The 20,158-nt window shown below is 71.6% G+C and carries 14 protein-coding genes; 10 read left to right on the top strand and 4 right to left on the bottom strand.

Going from position 1 to position 20,158, the window contains the following annotated elements:
- The first annotated feature begins 28 nt into the window (after window positions 1-28).
- Together F4556_RS01790 and F4556_RS01795 are read left to right on the top strand one after the other, a co-directional pair.
- On the top strand, window positions 29-1,060 hold the full coding sequence (locus F4556_RS01790) for a phytanoyl-CoA dioxygenase family protein (RefSeq protein WP_184911046.1): 1,032 nt from the start codon (window positions 29-31) through the stop codon (window positions 1,058-1,060).
- A 2-nt stretch (window positions 1,061-1,062) separates the two neighbouring features.
- The gene (locus F4556_RS01795; protein ID WP_184924173.1) at window positions 1,063-2,208 is read left to right on the top strand and encodes a type III PLP-dependent enzyme domain-containing protein; all 1,146 of its coding nucleotides are present in this window, start codon (window positions 1,063-1,065) and stop codon (window positions 2,206-2,208) included.
- Here F4556_RS01795 and F4556_RS01800 read toward each other — a convergent pair.
- Window positions 2,201-3,271 carry an ATP-dependent DNA ligase gene (locus F4556_RS01800; protein WP_184911048.1) on the bottom strand — a complete coding sequence of 357 codons (1,071 nt, stop codon included), beginning with the start codon at window positions 3,269-3,271 and terminating at the stop codon, window positions 2,201-2,203. The genes F4556_RS01795 and F4556_RS01800 overlap by 8 nt on opposite strands.
- A gap of 94 nt (window positions 3,272-3,365) precedes the next feature.
- On the opposite strand from F4556_RS01800, the gene ligD reads away from it, so the two are divergent.
- From ligD to F4556_RS01835, 7 genes are all read left to right on the top strand, one after another.
- Complete coding sequence (gene ligD, locus F4556_RS01805) at window positions 3,366-4,361, top strand: non-homologous end-joining DNA ligase (RefSeq protein ID WP_184924175.1); 996 nt, start codon at window positions 3,366-3,368, stop codon at window positions 4,359-4,361.
- A 339-nt stretch (window positions 4,362-4,700) separates the two neighbouring features.
- A complete protein-coding gene (locus F4556_RS01810; protein ID WP_184911050.1) occupies window positions 4,701-6,773 on the top strand; it encodes a DUF8189 domain-containing protein in 2,073 nt (690 codons plus the stop codon).
- A 275-nt stretch (window positions 6,774-7,048) separates the two neighbouring features.
- Window positions 7,049-9,220: a trypsin-like serine protease gene (locus F4556_RS01815; protein WP_184911053.1), complete on the top strand. Its 2,172-nt coding sequence runs from the start codon at window positions 7,049-7,051 to the stop codon at window positions 9,218-9,220.
- A 207-nt stretch (window positions 9,221-9,427) separates the two neighbouring features.
- Complete coding sequence (locus F4556_RS01820) at window positions 9,428-10,915, top strand: RICIN domain-containing protein (protein ID WP_184911055.1); 1,488 nt, start codon at window positions 9,428-9,430, stop codon at window positions 10,913-10,915.
- A gap of 130 nt (window positions 10,916-11,045) precedes the next feature.
- On the top strand, window positions 11,046-15,533 hold the full coding sequence (locus F4556_RS01825) for a polymorphic toxin-type HINT domain-containing protein (RefSeq protein WP_184911057.1): 4,488 nt from the start codon (window positions 11,046-11,048) through the stop codon (window positions 15,531-15,533).
- A gap of 15 nt (window positions 15,534-15,548) precedes the next feature.
- A complete protein-coding gene (locus F4556_RS01830; protein WP_184911059.1) occupies window positions 15,549-15,956 on the top strand; it encodes a hypothetical protein in 408 nt (135 codons plus the stop codon).
- Between the two features lie 139 nt (window positions 15,957-16,095).
- Window positions 16,096-16,746, top strand: coding sequence for a hypothetical protein (locus F4556_RS01835; RefSeq protein ID WP_376775645.1), 651 nt, complete (start codon window positions 16,096-16,098; stop codon window positions 16,744-16,746).
- Window positions 16,747-16,754: 8 nt separating this feature from the next.
- Here F4556_RS01835 and F4556_RS01840 read toward each other — a convergent pair whose 3' ends face one another.
- The 3 genes from F4556_RS01840 to F4556_RS01850 form a co-directional block, all read right to left on the bottom strand.
- A complete protein-coding gene (locus tag F4556_RS01840; RefSeq protein ID WP_184911061.1) occupies window positions 16,755-17,195 on the bottom strand; it encodes a VOC family protein in 441 nt (146 codons plus the stop codon).
- A 103-nt stretch (window positions 17,196-17,298) separates the two neighbouring features.
- On the bottom strand, window positions 17,299-18,102 hold the full coding sequence (locus F4556_RS01845) for a hypothetical protein (protein WP_184911063.1): 804 nt from the start codon (window positions 18,100-18,102) through the stop codon (window positions 17,299-17,301).
- Window positions 18,099-18,743 carry an RNA polymerase sigma factor gene (locus tag F4556_RS01850; RefSeq protein ID WP_184911064.1) on the bottom strand — a complete coding sequence of 215 codons (645 nt, stop codon included), beginning with the start codon at window positions 18,741-18,743 and terminating at the stop codon, window positions 18,099-18,101. The genes F4556_RS01845 and F4556_RS01850 overlap by 4 nt, the downstream gene beginning before the upstream one ends.
- Before the next feature lie 388 nt (window positions 18,744-19,131).
- Here F4556_RS01850 and F4556_RS39315 point away from each other — a divergent pair, with 388 nt between their 5' ends.
- Window positions 19,132-20,100: a serine protein kinase RIO gene (locus F4556_RS39315; protein WP_313068109.1), complete on the top strand. Its 969-nt coding sequence runs from the start codon at window positions 19,132-19,134 to the stop codon at window positions 20,098-20,100.
- Window positions 20,101-20,158 lie beyond the last annotated feature (58 nt).

The raw sequence follows: 20,158 nt of genomic DNA on the forward strand, positions 1-20,158 counted from the left end.
CGTCGACCACCCGACCTGGAGTGACTGCATGCCCACGCCCGACCCGTATCTCCATCGCGCCGCCACCGACCGGCCCTACTTCAGTGCGGACGGCGAGACGTACCTGGCCCGGACGGCGCTGCGGGAGATCCGGAAGACCCGGCCGCTGCGCGTCCTCTCCGAGGAGGACTACGACTTCTGGCAGACCTACGGCTACGTGATCGTCAGGCAGGCCGTCCCGGCCGAGGAGGCCCGCCAACTGCTGGCGTTCGCCTGGGAGTTCCAGGACATGGACCCGGACCGCCCGGAGACCTGGTACCCCGAGCGCCCGTACCGGGACGAGCTCGACCGGCACCTGCACGTCTACGGCTTCGTCGAGGCGTACCAGCACCGGCTGCAGTGGAGCATGCGGCAGAACCGCCGGGTCTACGAGGCCTTCGTCGACGTCTGGGACAGCGAGCAGCTCTGGGTCACCCTGGACCGGCTCAACCTCAACCCGCCCAACACCGGCAACCGTTCACGCGACCTGATCGAGGCCACCGACCGCGGCTTCGACATCGAACTGCACTGGGACGTCGACACCACCCAGGGCATCCTGCCGCAACGCGTCCAGGGCATCATCGCGCTGAACGACACTCAGGACGGCCACGGCGGATTCCAGTGCAACCCGGAGCTGTTCCGGCAGTTCAACCAGTGGCAGGCCGCCCAGCCCGCCGACCGCGACCCGATCCGGCCGACCGTCGACCGGGCCGAACTCCCGGTCGTCCGGCCCGAGCTGAAGGCCGGTGACCTGCTGATCTGGAACGGCCTGCTGGCCCACGGCGTCGCCGCCAACACCTCCGCCGACGGCGTCCGGGCGGTCCAGTACCTCTCGATGATGCCCGCTCTGGAGGAGCACGAGGAGCTGCGCACCTCCCGGATCAACTCCTGGCGCACCCTCGGCACCCCCGAGTGGAACTGGACCCTGGTCGGCGACGCCGTCCGGCCCGAGTGGGAGCGCTACGGCAGCCCCGAACTCGACGAGCTCGGCGAGAAGTTGCTCGGCCTCAGGTCCTGGCGTGCAGAGGACTCCGCCAAGTGAGCCTGCAGGCCGCGCTGGCCGCCGCCACCGAGGACCGGATCATCTACGACCTGGCGGCCATCGGCGAACGGTACGCGGCGCTGGTCGAGGAGCTGCCCGGGGTCGCCGTCCGGTTCGCCCTGAAGGCCTGCCCGGTGGACGATGTGCTGGCCCAACTGGCCGGGCAGGGCGCCGGGTTCGACGCGGCCAGCCCGAACGAGATCGCCCAGGCGCTGCGCACCGGCGTGCCGCCCGGCCTGGTCCACTACGGCAACACCGTCAAGTCCGACCGGGGCATCGCCGAGGCGTACCGGCTGGGGATCAGGGATTTCGCCACCGACAGCCTGGAGGACGTCGCGGCGATCGCCGCCCACGCCCCCGGCGCCCGGGTGTTCTGTCGGCTCGCCACCAGCGGGACCGGCGCGCTCTGGGGGCTGAGCCGGAAGTTCGGCTGCTCGGCGGACGACGCGGTGCTGGTGCTGGAGGCCGCCCGGGCGGCGGGGCTGACCCCGGCGGGCCTGTCGGTGCACGTCGGTTCGCAGCAGATGACCACCGAGGCCTGGCAGGACGCCTTCGAGCAGCTGGCCGAGGTGTTGCTGACGCTCCGTCGGCGCGGCATCCGGCTCGACCACGTCAACCTCGGCGGCGGGCTGCCCGCGCTCGGCTACCACGACCGGCACGGCAGGCCGCTCGACCCGCCGCTGGACAAGATGTTCGCGGTGATCCGCGAGGGCGTCGACCGGCTCAGGGAACTCGCGGGCGGCACCCTGGACTTCGTCATCGAGCCCGGCCGGCACCTGGTCGCCGACCAGGGCGCGATCCGGGCCCACGTCTACCGGCTCTCCTCCCGTCGGCAGTCGGACGGCCGGCCGGAGCACTGGCTCTACCTGAGCTGCGGCAAGTTCAACGGCCTGTACGAGATGGACGAGTTGCAGTACCGACTGGTCTTCCCGACCCACCCGGACGCGGAGTACGTCCCGGCCGTGGTGGCCGGTCCGACCTGCGACAGCGACGACGCCTACGACCACGAGCACGCCCGGGTCCCGGTCCCAAAGGCTGTGGTCTCCGGCGACCCGGTGTGGATCCTCTCCAGCGGGGCGTACGCCACCAGTTACCTGACCCAGGGCTTCAACGGCTTCGACCCGCTGCCCTGCACCGTGCTCAGCTGACCGTGGGTCCGAGCAGCTCCGCCAGGTCGTAGCCCACCGGCTCCTCCAGCTGCTGGTAGCCGCAGGACTCCGGCGCCCGGTCCGGCCGCCAGCGCTTGAACTGGGTGGTGTGCCGGAACCGGGTGCCCTCCATGTGGTCGTACCCGACCTCGCAGACCCGCTCGGGGCGCAGCGGCACCCAGCTCAGGTCCTTGCCGCCGGTCCAGCGGCTCTGTCCGCCGGGCAGCCGGGCGGCCGCCTGGGCCGCCTCGTCCTGCCAGGCCATCCACGGGTGCTCGGCGCCCTCGGGCAGGCGCAACTCCGCCAGTTCCTCGACCAGTTCGGCCCGGCGGGCCATCGTGAAGGAGGCGCAGACCCCGACGTGCTGGAGCTGCCCGGCCTCGTCGTACAGACCGAGCAGCAGCGAGCCGACCACCGGACCGCTCTTGTGCTCGCGGTAGCCGGCCAGCACGCAGTCGGCGGTCCGGCTGTGCTTGATCTTGTACATCGCCCGGGCCCCCGGCTGGTACGGCTGGTCGAGCTGCTTGGCCACCACCCCGTCCAGGCCCGCGCCCTCGAACTGGCCGAACCACTGCGCGGCCACCGCCGGGTCGGTGGTCGCCGGGGCCAGGTGAACCGGCGCCCGCGCCCCGGCCAGTGCGGCCACCAACGCCTCCCGACGCTCCCTCAGCGGCCGCTCCAGGTACGAGTCCCCGCCCAGCGCGAGCAGGTCGAAGGCCACGAACGAGGCGGGGGTGCGCTCCGCCAGGGTGCGGACCCGGGAGGCGGCGGGGTGGATGCGCTCGAGCAGCTCCTCGAAGTGCAGCCGTCCGTCGTGCGCGATCACGATCTCACCGTCGACCACGCACCGCTCCGGCAGCTCGGCCCGCACCGCCTCGACCACCTCGGGGAAGTACCGGTTCAGCGGCTTGCCCGTACGGCTGCCGATCTCGACCTCGTCGCCGTCCCGGAACACGATCGCCCGGAAGCCGTCCCACTTCGCCTCGTAGTGCAGGCCCGGCGGAATCCGGGTCACGGCCTTGGCCAGCATCGGCGGGACGGGCGGCAGCACGGGGAGGTCCATACCCCGATGGTGGCGGTCCGTCAGCTCGGATGCGCGCCAGGACGCGCGGCCTTGGCACGGTCGGCCTAGCGTGGAGGCCATGGCGAGTACGGCGATCGAGTTGGACGTGGACGGCCGGGCGGTGCGGCTCTCCAATCCGGACAAGGTGTACTTCCCCGAGCACGGGTACACCAAGCGGGACGTGGCGGAGTACTACCTCGCGGTGGCCCCCGGCGCGCTGCGCGGGCTGCGCGACCGGCCGACCACGCTGCAGCGCTTCCCGGACGGGATCGAGGCGGAGTTCTTCTACCAGAAGCGCGCCCCCAAGAGCCTGCCGGACTGGCTGCCGACCGCCCGGATCGCCTTCCCCAGCGGCCGCACCGCCGACGAGATCTGCCCGACCGAGGCGGCCGCCGTGCTCTGGGCGGTCAACCTGGGCTGCCTGACCTTCCACCCCTGGCCGGTCCGCCGCACGGACACCGAACACCCGGACGAGCTGCGGATCGACCTCGACCCGCAGCCCGGCACCGACTTCGCCGACGCCGTCCGGGCCGCGCACGAGCTGCGCGCCGTCCTGGAGGAGCACGGCCTGCGCGGCTGGCCGAAGACCTCCGGCGGCCGCGGCCTGCACGTGTACGTGCCGATCGTGCCGGAGTGGACCTTCGCCGACTGCCGGCACGCGGTGATCGCGCTCGGGCGCGAGCTGGAGCGCCGGATGCCGGGCAAGGTCACCACCAACTGGTGGAAGGAGGAACGCGGCGAACGGATCTTCGTCGACTACAACCAGATGGCCCGCGACCGCACCATCGCCTCCCCCTACTCCGTCCGGCCCCGCCCGGAGGCGACCGTCTCGGCGCCGCTGCGCTGGGAGGAGCTGGACCAGGCCACCCCGCTCGACTTCACCATCCGCACCATGCCCGCCCGCTACGCGGAACTGGGCGACCTGCACGCGGACCTCCCCGACCACGCCTTCCGCCTCGACCCGCTCCTGGAGCTGGCCGACCGTCAGGCCGCCGACCACGGCGTGGGCGACCTGCCCTACCCGCCGGACCACCCCAAGGCCGAGGGCGAACCGCCCCGGGTCCAGCCGAGCCGGGCCCGCAAGCACTGATCCGGTGATCGCCCCGAAATCCTGACCCAGTGTCAATACCCGCTGTCCGGCGGCCGGTTCCCAGCATGGTGGGAACCGGCCGCCGGACGCGTTCGGGAGAGGCAGCAGTTCGGGAACGGAAATCGCCTCCGACCTGCCAGAATGTCCGCCGCCACAAAACCTGACGAGGACTGCCCGAAGGCTTTGACGCTCAAGAACACCAGCCGGTAGCGTCCGGTCGGCAATTCGCGTGCGATGGGGGCAGCAGCGTCTCCCAGGCATGTCATTTCTTTGGGAGTACTTGTGCGTATGGCTCGTAGAGTGGTGTGGCCGCTTGCCGCCGTTCTGGCAATACCCGTGATGGCCGGTTCGGTATCGGCCTCGGCCGCTGAGGCCACCCTGCCGCCGGCGGTGGAGGGTTTCTCCTACCCGGATGCAGCAAAGATCCTGGCGGAGAGTCACGTCACCCTGAAGTCCGGGGACGGCAACATCCGCCTCGCGGACTGCACCTCGACCGACAACCTGATCGAGGTCTTCAGCCGGACCTTCGACACCGGCTCCGTCAAGGTCTGCTTCAAGGTCACCGGGCCCACCGGCTACCTCGCGCTGGAGCTCCCGAAGGTCTACAGCGTCAAGGGCGACGACCACGCCGTCAAGGCCACGCTCAACACCGGCGGTTCGGTCAGCAGCGTCGACATCCGCAAGAACCTCTACACCCCTGTCGGCGAGGGCACCTCCGCCGACGGCACCACCCTGCTGGAACTGAACGCCACCGACGGGCCCGCCGCATCGGCCACCACCAGCGAGTACCCGGCGGTCGGTGCCGTCGTCATCGGCCAGCCCGGCCGCGCGGGCTCCCGCGCCTGCACCGCCACCCTCGTCGACCCGTACTGGGTCCTGAGCACGGCCGGTTGCTTCACCGACACCCCCGCCACGCTCGCCGCCGGCGCGCCCGCCACCAAGAGCACCGTGACGATCGGCGGCAAGACCGTCGACCTCGTCGAGCTCGTCCCCCGTACCGACCGCGACCTGGTGATGGCCCGCCTCGCGGTGCCCGCCGCCGGGGTCACTCCGATGCCTGTCGCCGCCACCGCTCCGGTCGGCGGCCAGGAGTTCACGGTGGCCGGCTACGGTCGCACCAAGGTCGAGTGGGTGCCCGGCAAGCTCCACACCGCCACCTTCACCGTCGGCGCCGTCGCCGCCACCGGCCTCGACCTCGCGGCCAAGGCCCCGGCCGACACGATCTGCCAGGGTGACGCCGGTGGTCCGGCGATCCGCAGGACCGGCACCGGCTACGAGCTGGCCGCGGTCAACAGCCGCGCCTGGCAGGGCGGTTGCCTCGGAACTTCCGCGTCCGAGACCCGTACCGGAGCGTCCGGCACCCGGGTGGACGACATCGCCCAGTGGATCACCCGGACGGCGAGTTCGACGCCGTCGGGCACGGTCACCAAGGGCTCGCCGTTCACGATCGTGGACCCGGCCGACAAGCACCTGGTGACCTACCTGCGGGACAGCGACAACCACTTGTGGTCGGTCGACCCGCAGGGCGAGGGCTGGCGGAACTGGGGGGCGTACGCTGCCGCCGACCCCGTCGCCGTGGTGAACCCGGCGAACAACCACGTCATCGTGTACGTCAACGGCCCCGACAACAGGCTGTGGTCCTTCGACGAGCGCGCGAGCGAGAACCAGCGCTGGATCGAGTTCACCAAGACCTCCTCCAACACCGTCCTCGCACCCAACGCGGTGCCCAGCACCGTGGTCGACCCCGCGGACGGACACCTCGTCACCTACGTCCGCGACACCGCCAACCACCTGTGGTCCGTGGACCCGCAGGCCGAGGGCTGGGTCGACTTCGGCGCGATGGCCGCCACCGACCCGACCGCCATCGCGGCCAACGGCCACGTGATCGTCTACGTGAACGGCCCGAACAACCTGCTCTACTCCGTCGACCAGCGCGGCAACGGCTGGACGACGTTCATCAAGACGCCCTCCGGCACGGTCCTGGCGCCCAACGCCGTTCCCCACACCGTGATCGACCCGGCCGACGGACACCTCGTCACCTACGTCCGCGACACCGCCAACCACCTGTGGTCGGTGGACCCGCAGGCCGAGGGCTGGGTCGACTTCGGCGCGATGGCCGCCACCGACCCGACCACCGTCGCCGGCCCCTCCGGCCAGCGCCACCTGATCACCTACGTCAACGGGCCCGACAACCGCCTGTTCATGGTCGACCCGCTGGGCGCCGGCTGGACCCAGTTCACCAAGACCCCCGACGACACCGTCCTGGCGGCCGACGCCGTACCGCAGACGATCGTGGACCCGGCCGACAACCACCTGGTCACCTTCGTCCGCGACACCCGCAACGCCCTGTGGGCCGTCGACCCGCAGGGTGAGGGCTGGACCAAGTACCACGGCGGCCCGTCCGCTCCCTGACCCGGCGTCAATATCCGTTGTCCGGCGGCCGGTTCCCACAATGCTGGGAACCGGCCGCCGGACGCGTTCCGGAGAGGCAGCAGTTCGGGAACGGAAATCGCCTCCGACCTGCCAGAATGTCCGCCGCCACAAAACCTGACGAGGACTGCCCGAAGGCTTTGACGGTCAAGAACGCAAGCCGGTAGCGTCCGGTCGGCAATTCACCTGCCATGGGGGGCGACAGGGCTTCCCAGGCATGTCATTTTCTGGGAGCACTTGTGCGTACGGTCCGTAGAATGGTCTGGCCGCTTGCCGCCGTTCTGGCAATACCTCTGATGGCCGGTTCGATGTCGGCCTCGGCGGCCGAGGCCACCCCGCCGCTGACGGTGGAGGGCTTCTCCTACCCGGGGGCCGCGCAGATCCTCGCGGAGCAGCACGTCACCCTGAAGTCCGGGGACGGCAACATCCAGCTGGCCGACTGCACCTCGACCGACAACCTGATCGAGGTGTTCAGCCGGACCTTCGACACCGGCTCCGTCAAGGTCTGCTTCAAGGTCACCGGGCCCACCGGCTACCTGGCCCTCGAGCTGCCGAAGGTCTACAGCGTCAAGGGCGACGACCACACCGTCAAGGCCACGCTGAACACCGGCGGTTCGGTCAGCAGCGTCGACATCAAGAAGAACCTCTACACCCCCGTCGGCGAGGGCACCTCCACCGACGGCACCACCCTGCTCGAGCTCAACGCCACCGACGGACCCGCCGCAGCGGCCGTCACCACCGACACCCCCGCGGTCGGCAGCCTCGTCATCGGCCAGCCCGGTCGGGCCGGCTCGCGTGCCTGCACCGCCACCCTGGTCGACCGCATCTGGGCCCTGACCTCGGCCGGCTGCTTCACCGACACCCCCGCCACGCTCGCCGCCGGCGCGCCCGCGACCAAGAGCACCGTGACGATCGGCGGCAAGACGGTCGACATCGTCGAGCTCGTCCCCCGTACGGACCGCGACCTCGTGATGGCCCGCCTGGCCGGCCCGGTCGACGGCATCACCCCGGCCAAGCTCGCCACCACCGCTCCCGCGACCGGGGAGAGCCTGCGCGTCCCCGGCTTCGGCCGCACCGCCACCCAGTGGCGTCCCGTCAACCCCCACACCACCACGCACACCACGGGCGCCATCACCGCCACGGGCATCGACAGCTCGCCCGCGACCGGCGCCGCCCCGATCTGCGCGGGTGACGCCGGAGCTCCGCTGCTCCGCGACCAGAACGGCACCGTCGAGATCGCCGGTGTCGCCTCCCGTTCCTGGCTGGGCGGCTGCCTCGGCACCCCCGCCGCCGAGACCCGTACCGGCGCCGCCAGCACCCGCGTCGACAACCTCGGCCAGTGGGTCGGGGACACCGTCCTGCGCTCGGTGACCCGTGGTGACGCGAACGGTGACGGTCGTTCGGACGCGATCATGGCCTACCACCACGCCAACGGCTCGATCGCGTTCATGACCTCCCTCACCGACACCAACGGCGCGTTCAGCGAGTACACCTCCGGCTACGTCGTCCCCCCGGCCAGCTGGGACTGGGACTCCATCAAGTTCATCAACGGCGACTTCAACGGCGACCACCGCGCCGACCTCGCCATGATGTACCGCTTCGGCGACGGCTCCATCAAGATGTTCACCGGCCTCGCCGACGCCACCGGTCACATCCAGCCCTTCACCAGCAGCTACGGCGTTCCCGCCAACGCCAACTGGGACTGGAACGCCATCCAGCTCTACGCCGGTGACGCCAACGGTGACGGCCGCTCAGACGCGATCATGGCCTACCACCACACCAACGGCTCCATCGCCTTCATGACCTCCCTCACCGACACCAACGGCGCGTTCGGCGAGTACACCTCCGGCTACGTCGTCCCCCCGGCCAGCTGGGACTGGAACGCCATCCGCTTCATCTCCGGCGACTTCAACGGCGACCACCGCAGCGACCTCGCCATGATGTACCGCTTCGGCGACGGCTCCATCAAGATGTTCACCGGCCTCGCCGACACCACCGGTCACATCCAGCCCTTCACCAGCAGCTACGGCGTTCCCGCCAACGCCAACTGGGACTGGAACGCCATCCAGCTCTACGCCGGTGACGCCAACGGTGACGGCCGCTCAGACGCGATCATGGCCTACCGCCACACCAACGGCTCGATCGCGTTCATGACCTCCTTCACCGACGCCAACGGCGCCTTCGGCGAGTACACCTCCGGCTACACCGTCCCCGCCGACAGCTGGGACTGGAACGCCATCCGCTTCATCTCCGGCGACTTCAACGGCGACCACCGCGCCGACCTCGCCATGATGTACCGCTTCGGCGACGGCTCCATCAAGATGTTCACCGGCCTCGCCGACGCCACCGGTCACATCCAGCCCTTCACCAGCAGCTACTCCGTCCCCGCCAACGCCAACTGGGACTGGAACGCCATCCGCCTCCCGTAGGCCTGAGCTCCCGGACCGCCCTCGCCCGGAAGTCTGCGGGGGCGGTCCGGGAGCGTCCTCAAGATCCAAAACAGCTAACGTCCGCTCGGCAATTCGCGTGCGATGGGGGGCATCAGCGTCTCCCAGGCATGCCATTTTCTAGGAGCGCTTGTGCGTAAGGTTCGTCGAGCGGTATGGCCGTTCGCCGCCGTTCTGGCCATACCTCTGATGGCCGGTTCGATGCCCGCTTCGGCGGCTGAGGCCACGGCACCACTGGCAGTCGAGAACTTCTCCTATCCGGGTGCGGCAAAGATCCTGACGGATAGTCACGTCACCCTGAAATCCGGGGACGGCAACATCCGCCTCGCGGACTGCACCTCGACCGACAACCTGATCGAGGTGTTCAGCCGGACCTTCGACACCGGCTCCGTGAAGGTCTGCTTCAAGGTCACCGGGCCGTCGGGCTTCCTGGCGCTGGAGCTGCCGAAGGTCTACAGCGTCAAGGGTGACGACCACACCGTCAAGGCCACCCTGAACACCGGTGGTTCGGTCAGCAGCATCGACATCAAGAAGAACCTCTACACCCCCGTGGGCGAGGGTACGTCCGCCGACGGCACCACCCTGCTCGAGCTCAACGCCACCGACGGCCCCGCCGCACCGGCCGTCACCACCGACACTCCGGCCATCGGCAGTGTTCTCGTCGGCCAGCCCGGACGCCCGGGCTCCCGCGCCTGCACCGCCACCCTCGTCGACCGCTACTGGGCCCTCACCTCGGCCGGTTGCTTCACCGACACCCCCGCCACGCTCGCCGCCGGCGCGCCCGCCACCAAGAGCACCGTGACGATCGGCGGCAAGACCGTCGACATCACGGAACTCGTCCCCCGCACCGACCGTGACCTCGCGATGGCCCGCCTGGCCACCCCGATCGAGGACATCACCCTGGCCAAGGTCGCCACCACCGCCCCGGTGGCGGGCGAGAGCCTGCGCATCCCGGGCTTCGGGCGCACCGCCACCCAGTGGCGTCCCACCAACCCCCACAACGTCACCCACACCGCGGGCGCCGTCACCGCCACCGGCCTCGACAGCACCCCCGCTGCGGGCTCCTCCGCCGTCTGCCAGGGCGACACCGGGGCCCCGCTGCTCCGTACCGCCAACGGTTCCACCGAGATCGTCGCCGTCGCCTCCCGTTCCTGGCTGGGCGGCTGCCTCGACGCCCCGGCGGGCGAGACCCGTACCGGCGCCGGCAGCACCCGCGTCGACAACCTCGGCACCTGGATCCAGCAGACCCGCTGGCGCACGGCCCAGGTGCGGAACGTCAACACCAACAAGTGCCTCTACGTCTCCTGGCGCACCCCCGACAACGCTGCCCCGGCTCTGCAGGTCGGCTGCGACGCGCGGTACATCGACCAGGTCTGGAAGCTGGAGCCGGTCACCGGCGGCGGCTACCAGTTCCGCAACCCGGTCACCAACCGCTGCCTGGTCGTCTCCTGGCGCACCCCTGAGGACAACGCGCCCGTCACCCAGTACGACTGCAACCCCGCCTGGGCCGACCAGGTCTGGTACCTCGACCCGGTCACCGGCGGCGGCTACCAGATCCGCAACGCCGTGACCAACAAGTGCATGTACGTCTCCTGGCGCACCCCCGAGGACGGCGCGGCCGTCCTGCAGTACGGCTGCAACCCGGCCTGGAACGACCAGGTCTGGAACCTGTCCTGACGGACGGTCCTCGACCGGCTCCACGGGGCCCATGGGCGCGACTCCCGACGTCGCGCCCACGGGTCCCTTCGCGATTCGACGCCACCGGCCAGGGCGCCGGTGGCCGATATGAGGGGAATTCAGATCTTCGATGAGGATCACTGATGACAGGCGATCAGGCCGACGGCGCGCCGCCGTCGGCCTGATCGCGGGCAGCCTGCTGACCGGGCTGCTGACGATTCCGGCCTTCGCGGCCGATGCCCCGCCCGCGACCGGACCCGTCGCCGACCGGGTGAAGGCGGTCGCGGCCTGGCAGGCCGGCGGACCGGCCGTGCGGCGGGCCGCCGAAACGGCCCTGGCCGGCTCCGACGCGGACGTGACGGCCTTCGTGCTGACCGGCAAGGCCGTCGCCGCGGAGCACGACCTGCGGGCCCGCGTCGAGGAACTGATCGCGATCGCCGGGCCGGGGGTCCGGGAAGCCGCGACCACCGCGCTCGCGGGCAACGCGGCCGGTCTGCAGACCTTCCTCGACAAGGGGATCCAGAACCCGTACGAGCACGACCAGCGGGTGCTGCTGTCCCAGATCATGTCGACCGGCAGCCCGGCGGTGCAGGAGGCCGCGAACAAGGCGATGGCCGGCCCGCTGCAGGACGTCGTCCAGTTCCTGAACGTGGGTCAGTTCAACGCCCGCGAGCACGACGACCGGGTCAAGCTGTCCCAGCTGATGAACGTGGGCGGCCCGCAGGTGCAGCAGGCCGCCAACGCCGCGATGGGCGGCGGCGCCGAGGACGTCCGGGAGTTCCTGCGCTACGGCTACCAGACCGCCGCGGCCCACGACCAGGAGACCCTGACCGTCGCTCAGCTGGCGGACCTGACGCGGAACGCCGCCGACCAGGCCGGCGAGCAGGCCAGGATCGCCCGGGACGCGTCCGCCCAGGCGCTCCAGGCGACCGCGCTGGCCAAGCAGGCGGCGGAGCGCGCCGCCGAGGAGACCCGGACCTCGCAGGCCGACTCCGCGAAGGCGTCCAACGCGGCCGACCGGGCGGCGGACGCCGCCGTCCGGGCGGCCAACTCCGTCCAGAACGCGACGGCTGCGGCCAAGGCGGCCAACGAGGCCGCGCGGCAGGCCGCGAACGCCACGGCCGACGCGGCGGCGGCCGCCATGAAGGCGGGCAAGGCCGCCACCCGGGCCCGGTCCGCAGCGGCCGACACCGCGGGCGACGCGGGCAAGGCCGACCAGGCGCGCGCGGCGGCCGTCGCCGCCCGCGACGCCGCCGCCGACGCCCGTACCGCAGGCGAGGCCAGCGGCTGGGCCGAACGGGCGTCGACCCAGGCCAAGGAGGCGGCGAAGGCCGCCGAATCCGCAGGCAACAACGCCGCTGCCGCCGCCCAGGCCTCCGCCGACGCGGCCGGTGCCTCGGGTGTCTCCGGGGACGCCGCGGACCGGGCCAGGCGGGCAGCCGCCCGGGCCAAGAGTGCCGCCGCGGAAGCCAGTCGCGCGGCGAAGGCCACCACCAGGATCGCCGACGAGGCCGCCGCGGCCGCCCGCGAGTCGCAGCAGGCGGCCAACTCCGCCGCCGCCCACGCCGAGGCGGCGGCAGCCGCAGCGGAGGACGCGGCCGCGCACGCCGGCGACTCCGCCCGGGCCGCCGACACCGCGCAGGCCGCGGCCACCGCCGCCGATGCGGCCGCCGTGTCCGCGGAGAACGCGGCGAAGCAGGCCCACAGCATCGCGGCCATCGCCCGCGCCTCCGACCAGGAGCGCCTGGACGCGCAGCAGGCCGCCGAGGTGGCCCTCGCGCAACAGGCCTACCGGGACGAGGACCTGAAGAACCGTCGGGCGGCCTGGGAGGCCGGCAAGACCACCCAGCTCGCGGCCGACACCGAGCAGCTGATCACCGAGGCCACCGCCGCCGGAGCCGACCAGAAGACCGTGGTGGCCAAGGGCCGTCAGGCCGCGGTCCGGCTGCTGGACGCGGGCGGCCCCTGGGCTCAGGCCGCGGCGCAGACCGCGCTCGAGGGCTCGGACGGCGCGGTCCTCGCGTTCCTCAGCTCCGACCTCGCGCGGGCCCGGGAGCAGGACGACCGCAGCAGCGTCCTGGGCATCGCCGAGGGCTCGACGAAGCTGGAGCACAAACTCGCGGCCGAGACCGCCTCGGTGGGCACCGCCGCGCAGGTCCGCGACTTCCTGACCACCGGCGCCTACGCCGGCCAGGAGCACGACGACCGGGCCCTGCTCTCGCAGATCCAGTCGGCCGGCGGTCCCGGTGTGCAGGACGCCGCCAACACCGCCATGGGCGGCACCCACGCGGACGTCCGCGCGTTCCTGACCAAGGGTCAGTACATCGCGCGCGAGCACGACAACCGGGTCCTGATCACCCAGGCCATCGCCTCCGGCGGCCCCGAGGTCCAGACCGCCGCCCAGGCCGCCATGGCCGGTCCCGCCTCCGGCATCGAGCCGTTCCTGCAGACCGGCCTCCCGCTGGCCCGCCAGCGCGACGCCTTCACGGCGGCCCACGTCGCCACCATCAACTCCTATCTCGCCACCATCGACGGCAACGTCGCCCAGGCCCGCGAGTACGCGGCCCAGGCCGCCCGGTCCTACGCCACCGCGCGCAACGCTTCCAACGAGGCCGCCGCGTACGCCAACCAGGCGCAGGCCTCCGCCGCACAGGCCGCCGACTGGGCCTCGAAGGCCGCCGCCTCGGCCGCCCAGGCCAAGGCATCCGCCGACCAGGCGGCCGCCTACGCCAAGCAGGCCCGTACCGCTGCCGCCGCCGCCCAGGCCTCGGCCCGCAGCGCCGGCGTCTCCGCCAACTCGGCGGCCGGCTACGCCAAGCAGGCCAAGAAGTACGCCTCCGACGCGAAGACCGCCTCCGACGAGGCCCAGGCCTCGTCCGTCGCCGCCGGCAAGAGCCGGGACGAGGCCTTCACGGCCGCCCGGGAGGCCGCGCAGCTGATCATGGCGAAGCAGCAGGCCAACACGGCCGAAGGCAAGATGCAGAGCGAGACGGCCGTCGTCGACGCGAACGGCCGGGTCACCTTCGTCGAGGGCGTGCCCCGGTCCGACGTGAAGTCCAAGGTCGTCCGCGAGGACCACAGCAAGTGTGTCGAGTACGACCCGATCATCATCGCCATCTTCCCCGGCGGCTGGCGGGAGGAGGGCAAGAAGCTGGTCTGTGACGTGCCGGTCACCGTCAAGATCACCGGCACGGTCGACTACTACCTGAAGACCTGCCCCGAGCCGAACCTCTCCATCGCCGCCTGCCAGGGCAAGTACAGCAACTGGGACACCGTCCTCCTCCGCAGCGATCCGATCGACACGCAGTACGACACCACCGCCAAGAAGGAGTACAAGAGCACCAACCAGCTCATCTTCGAAGCCCTCACCGGTGACTTCGTCAAGTGCTGGAAGAACCCCGGCCTCAACGGCCCCTGCGCCTGGGCCGCATCCAACTTCATCCCCTACGGCACCCTCGCCAAGGGCGCCAAGGGTGTCGTCGCGTTGCGCTTCGCCCTGGAGACGGGCGTCGAACTCGAGCAGGCCAAACTGGCCGTCCAGGCCACCCTGAACGGCTACAGCGACGCGATCATCGCGAAGCTCACCGCCACCGCCGACGCCGTCACCTCCTTCCGCCTCACCCTCAGGAACGGGGCCGGCACCGATGCGGCGCTGGCCGCCCTGCACAACAATTCCGCTCTCGACCCGTCCCTGGTACGGCAGTTGGAGAACGAGGCGCGGATCGCCGGGGAGGCCCGTACGGCGTGCTTCACCAGCAACAGCTTCCCGGCCGGCACCCCCGTCCTGATGGGCGACGGCAGCGCGCGGCCGATCGAGGCGGTCCGGGCCGGTGACTCGGTGCTCGCCACCGACCCGGTGACCGGGGCCACCGGTCCCCAGCGGGTAGAAGCCACCATCCTCACTCCGGACGACCGTGACTTCACCGATCTGACCGTCACGGCCCCGGACGGTTCCACCGCCACGGTCACCGCCACCGATCACCACCCGTTCTGGGTGGCGAGCGCCCGGTCCTGGCGGGACGCGGCCGAGCTGACGGTCGGTGACACCCTGCGCGTCGCGGACGGTCGCACCGCCGCGGTCACCGGGACCCGCCACCGGACGGCGCTGCAGGCCGCGTACAACCTGACGGTCAACAGCGTCCACACGTACTACGTGCTGGCCGGTGCCACCTCCCTGCTGGTCCACAACGCCAACCCGCTCTGCCCGCTGCAGATCGCCTACGACAGCGACGAGTTGAGCACCGCGGCGTTCGACCTCCGGTACGCCTCGGGCTTCTGGGACGCCGAGCGCAACGTGGCCGTCGCCCGGGTGCGGGCCGCTGACGGCAGCACCCGGCTGGTCCGCGCGTCGAGCGGTGACGCGGGCCACGCCGAGCAGCGGGTCATGGACCAGCTGGCCGCGGACGACAAGGTCCTCGCCCTCTTCACCGACCGGGCCCCCTGCCCGGACATGTGCGGCCCGATGCTGGCGACGGACGCGCGGGCCAAGGGAGCCACCATCACGTACGTGATCCCTTACGCCTCTCCGCTCACCAAGGAGGGCAAGCTGCTGAACAAGGTGTGGGCAGAGGAGTTCGCTAGGATGGTCGCCGCCGCGAAGCAGCGTCGTGGGCTCTGACATGGAGGGAAGCTCATGACTGTTCCCGAGCGAGTGGGCCAGGACGAGGAGCAGGTACTCGTCGAACGGACCGAGGCGGTCGAGGCCGACCTCCGGTTCGTCGGCCTTCCCGTCGTCCGGGGCGGCGACAGCCGGGCCGGCAAGACGATCGGTTCGTCGACGTTCGTCGTCTACTACGACGCCAGCGCCGACAGCTCCGGCGGAGTGTTCGTCACCTGGGAGCCGAGCCGGGAGCTCAAGGACCTGATCGTCGCCTCCCCGCAGCTGGCTCTCCAGCGAGCCATCCCGCTCGGCAGCACGGCCCTGGAGGCCATGACCGTCGCCGTCGAGCAGGTGCTCACCGCCGCAGGCTGGGCAACCGAGCAGACCGACGTCGGCGTCCATGAGAGCTCGGTCAAGATCCTCGGCCCGGTGCCCCGGTAGGGACTGACCGGTTCTGACAGGTGGCCGCGCTCGTGCAGACGAGCGCGGCCACAGCCGTTCCCAGCGCTTCGGCCTGCTGCGCTGACGGTCCGGCAGAATGGGCTGTCACCCCCGCTGACCGGCAGGGTACGGTCCTGCCATGACCATGATCCGTTCAACCCAGCCGGTGACGCCGGACGACCTCGACCTGGCCGTTCGGCTCGCCGTCGACACCCTGCGCGCGGCGCCCGAGGCGGGCTGGGACCAGCCGGCCGGTTCGCTGGAGTGGACGTGCTGGGAGACCGCCGAGCACCTGGCCGACGACCTCTTCTCGTACGCCGCCCAGATCGGCCCGCGGACCCCGCCGCTGGAACGTGAGGTGCCGTTCAGCTGGACACGGACGCGGGCCGGCGGCCCCGCCAACGCGATCGGCGTCGACCGTGCGGCCGGGCCCGCCGGGATGCTCCAGGTGCTGGAGACCACCGGTGCGCTGCTGGTCGCGATGGCTCGCTGCACGCCGCCGCAGGTCCGGGCGCACCACATCTTCGGCATCTCCGACCCCGAGGGCTTCACCGCCATGGGCATCGTGGAGATCCTGGCCCACACCCACGACCTGGCCGAGGGCTTCGGCCTGCCGTGGGCCCCGCCCGCCGAGCTCTGCGAACGGGTGCTGGCCCGGCTCTTCCCCGACTCCCCCGCCGACGCCGAGCCCTGGCCCGCCCTGCTCTGGTGCACCGGCCGCGGCGAGCTCCCGGGCCGTCCCCGCCTCACCAAGTGGCGCTGGAACGGCGTACCGGCCGCCGAACGCTGACTCGCTGGTCAGCTCAGCTGCTCGGCCAGCGCGACGATGATTCCGCTCGGCCCGCGGAGGTAGCAGAGCAGGTAGCTGTCCTCGTAGCGCGTCACTTCGCCGACGAGTTCGGCGCCGTGCGGGCGGAGGCGGGCGAGGGTGTCCTCGAGGTCGTCGACGGCGAACATGACGCGGTGCAGGCCCAGCGTGTTCGCCGGGGTGATCTCCGGCTCGGGGGTGATCGCCTGCGGGGTGTGGTACTTCGCCAGTTCGAGCCGGCCCGGGGCGTCCGGGATCCGCATCATCGCGATCTCGGTGCGCAGGTCGTCGAGCCCGACGACGCTTGCCGCCCAGCGTCCTTCGATCGGCATCCTGCCTTCCAGCTCCATGCCGAGTTCGGTGAAGAAGGCGACGGCGGCGTCGAGGTCGTCGACGACGATGCCGACGTTGTCCATGCGCTGAATGGTCATGTCCTCACGATAGGGTCCGGGTACGACTCGTGACGGTCCGTGACCTGCCGTGGCGTCAGCAGACCGGTGAGCCCCGCCACCAGACGGGGCCCACCGGTTGCGGTCAGTGCGTCGGGCTCGGGTACAGGCTCGCCAAGGGGTTCTCGTACGGCTTGGCAGGCATGCAGTCCGGCCCCGGGGTCGTGGTCAGGCCGGCCTCGAACTCCTGGGCGTGGGTGGTCGGGGTGGTCTTCGCCAGCGGGAGGTGGACGTAGACCTGGAAGCCGGCCGGGATGGCCGAGGGACGGACGGTCAGGACGGCCTTCGGGAAAGTGGTGTCGATGTCCCAGCCGAAGAAGGCCAGCCGGTCCGCGTTGGTGCCGTTGTTCGCGGCGATCTCCGGGCCCTCCGGGTAGCTGGGGCCCGGGGCCGGCTCGGGCGCGGTGCAGCCGGGCTCGCCGGGGTAGACCCGGGTGCGGGCGCCGAACCGGTCCAGGTCGCGCTGGAGTTGGGCCGTGTCGATGGCCCTGTTCTGATCGAGCAGGGTGAGCTGGACGAGGTCGGTGCCGGTGGTCTGGAGGCTGTAGGCCACGTTGCCGACCGGCTCGGGCAGCGGGCCGGGCGTGACGCCCGCGGACGGGCTGCCGCCGGCGACGGCCGGGCCGGGGGCGGGGGCGGGGTGGTCGGCGCCGTTCACCAGGACGGCCCCGACCAGTGCGGCGGCCACGCCCACGGGAAGTGCCAGACGCAGCGTCAGGGAGCGCCGCCGGGTGGTGCGCCGGGAGTTCTCGGTCACGGTGTCCATCAGGTGTTCCTTCAGCAGGAAGTGGCGGTGACCGTCGGGCTCCGGGGCATCCGCGGCCGGCAGCAGCCGGGCCAGCTCCTCCCGCTCGACCTGCTCCGACCGGTGCCGGGGGTGGGTGCTCATCGGATCGTCTCCTTGGTCGACCGGACCGCGAGTGCGCGGTCACCTGTCAGCTGTCCGCTGCCGCTCCGGCGTTGCGTACTTCTTTCGGCACGCTCCCTGGCCAGCTCCTGGTCCGTGAGCTCGCGCAGCCGGGCCCGGGCCCGGGAGAGCCGGGACCGGACCGTCCCGACGGGCTTGCCGAGCGCCTCGGCGACGGCCGCGTGGTCCAGTCCCTCCCACACGTAGAGCGCGAACACCTCACGCTCGGCCGGGCGCAGCCGCTCCAACGCGGCCTTGGCGGCCATCAGTTGCTCGGCGTCGGCGATCCGGCCGGTCAGCTCGGCGGCGAAGTCGGGGACCACCTCGTGCGGCGGCAGCTTGGCCAGCGCCTTCTGGTGCCGCCGGGCGGCTCGGCGGGTGTTCCGGATGACGTTGGTGGCGATGCCCAGCAGCCAGGGCCGCAGGCTCTCGCCCTCCGGCGCCACCCCGGCCCGCAGCCGCCACGCCTCCAGGAAGGTCAGCGAGACCACGTCCTCGGCGACGGTCCGGTCCCCGGTCATCCGGGCGGCGTGCCGGTGCACCACCCGAGCGTGCTCCTCGAAGAGCTGTCCGAACGCCACCGCGTCCCCGGCCCGGATCCGGGCGCGTATCGATATCTCCACACCCATGCCTGTCCGCCCGCGCGGGGCCGTTGCCATGACCCGCGTCACGTCCGCCACCTGACGGCCCGGCAGGTCACCGGCCCGGCAGCAACCCTGGGAACAGTCAGATTCTCCATACCGGGCACCCTAGAGCGCCTGCCAGGGAACTCATGCGAGCCCCCGTTCCGCTGTGGGGCGGAGAAATTCGCTTGCGCCGTCCGCTGGAGCGGCTAGGGTGACCAGGCTGTCCGAGTCCGGAAGACCGAGGAGGTGTGTCCCGATGGTTGCCGCCCAGTCGCGGCGCGCTTCTGCCTGCGCGCCATTCGCCGCCTTCTTCCGTTCTTCGCCCACCGGCTGACGAAGCGTCGTATCCGACGCACCGGTGGGCCGCCTCCCAGGAGCCACCACAGTGCGCGAGCGCTTTGCCGACAGCGATTCCTTCTCCCGTATCCGCCCCAAGGGCGGCGCCCGGCGCGGACGTCGGACCGAACGGTTCGACGACTTCGAGCCCGAGCACTTCCCCGCCGACATCCTCTCTGCCGCCGATCCGTCCGGTTACGGCGCCGAATCCGCCGCCCCGGCCCCCGAGGGACCGGTCCAGGGCGACCGCTGGTCCACCTGGGATCAGTCCACCCCCACGGAGATGGGGCCGGAGCCCCGCCCTGACTGGGTGGTGACCGAACTGGCCGCCGTCGACACCGAATTGGGCATCGTCAAGACCGGCAAGGAGGCTGACGTCTTCCTGCTGGAGCGCGGTGTGCCGGGCACCCGGCGCCGGACGCTGATGGCGGCCAAGCGTTACCGGGACGCCCAGCACCGGATGTTCCACCGCGACTCCGGCTACCTGGAGGGCCGCCAGCACAAGGAGTCCCGGGTCAGCCGGGCGATGGCCAAGCGGACCGCCTTCGGCAAGGACGCGATCGCCGGGCAGTGGGCGGCGGCCGAGTTCACGGCACTGTGCCGACTCTGGTCGGCCGGGATGGCGGTGCCGTACCCGGTGCAGATCACCGGCACCGAGATCCTGATGGAGTTCGTCGGTGACGAGGATGGTGTGGCCGCGCGGCGGCTCGCCCAGTTCGCCGCCGAGGAGGTCGACCTCGACGACCTGTGGGAGCAGCTCGGCCACAGTCTGTCGGTGCTCGCCCGGCTGGGCTACGCCCACGGCGACCTGTCGGCGTACAACATCCTGGTGCACCGGGGCCGACTGGTCATCATCGACGTGCCGCAGATCGTGGACGTGATCGCGAACCCGCGTGGCCGCTCGTTCCTGGAGCGGGACGTGCAGAACGTCGGGGCCTGGTTCGTCGCCCGTGGTCTGCCGCAGACGCGGGTCGACGGGCTGGTCGACGTGCTGGCGTTCGACGCCCGGCTGGACTGATCGCGCCGCTGCCCGGGGCTGACCTCACGTCAGCCCCGGGCAGCAACTGAAAGGTGAT

This window comes from Kitasatospora gansuensis, assembly GCF_014203705.1.
Classification (GTDB): Bacteria; Actinomycetota; Actinomycetes; order Streptomycetales; family Streptomycetaceae; genus Kitasatospora; species Kitasatospora gansuensis.

Bases quoted from the DNA above. Each gene is read 5' to 3' on its own strand.
- F4556_RS01790 (WP_184911046.1), top strand. From the start codon at position 29: ATGCCCACGCCCGACCCGTATCTCCATCGCGCCGCCACCGACCGGCCC.
- F4556_RS01800 (WP_184911048.1), bottom strand. From the start codon at position 3,271: ATGGACCTCCCCGTGCTGCCGCCCGTCCCGCCGATGCTGGCCAAGGCC.
- F4556_RS01810 (WP_184911050.1), top strand. From the start codon at position 4,701: ATGGCCGGTTCGGTATCGGCCTCGGCCGCTGAGGCCACCCTGCCGCCG.
- F4556_RS01815 (WP_184911053.1), top strand. From the start codon at position 7,049: ATGGTCTGGCCGCTTGCCGCCGTTCTGGCAATACCTCTGATGGCCGGT.
- F4556_RS01820 (WP_184911055.1), top strand. From the start codon at position 9,428: ATGGCCGGTTCGATGCCCGCTTCGGCGGCTGAGGCCACGGCACCACTG.
- F4556_RS01825 (WP_184911057.1), top strand. From the start codon at position 11,046: ATGAGGATCACTGATGACAGGCGATCAGGCCGACGGCGCGCCGCCGTC.
- F4556_RS01830 (WP_184911059.1), top strand. From the start codon at position 15,549: ATGACTGTTCCCGAGCGAGTGGGCCAGGACGAGGAGCAGGTACTCGTC.
- F4556_RS01835 (WP_376775645.1), top strand. From the start codon at position 16,096: ATGACCATGATCCGTTCAACCCAGCCGGTGACGCCGGACGACCTCGAC.
- F4556_RS01840 (WP_184911061.1), bottom strand. From the start codon at position 17,195: ATGACCATTCAGCGCATGGACAACGTCGGCATCGTCGTCGACGACCTC.
- F4556_RS01845 (WP_184911063.1), bottom strand. From the start codon at position 18,102: ATGAGCACCCACCCCCGGCACCGGTCGGAGCAGGTCGAGCGGGAGGAG.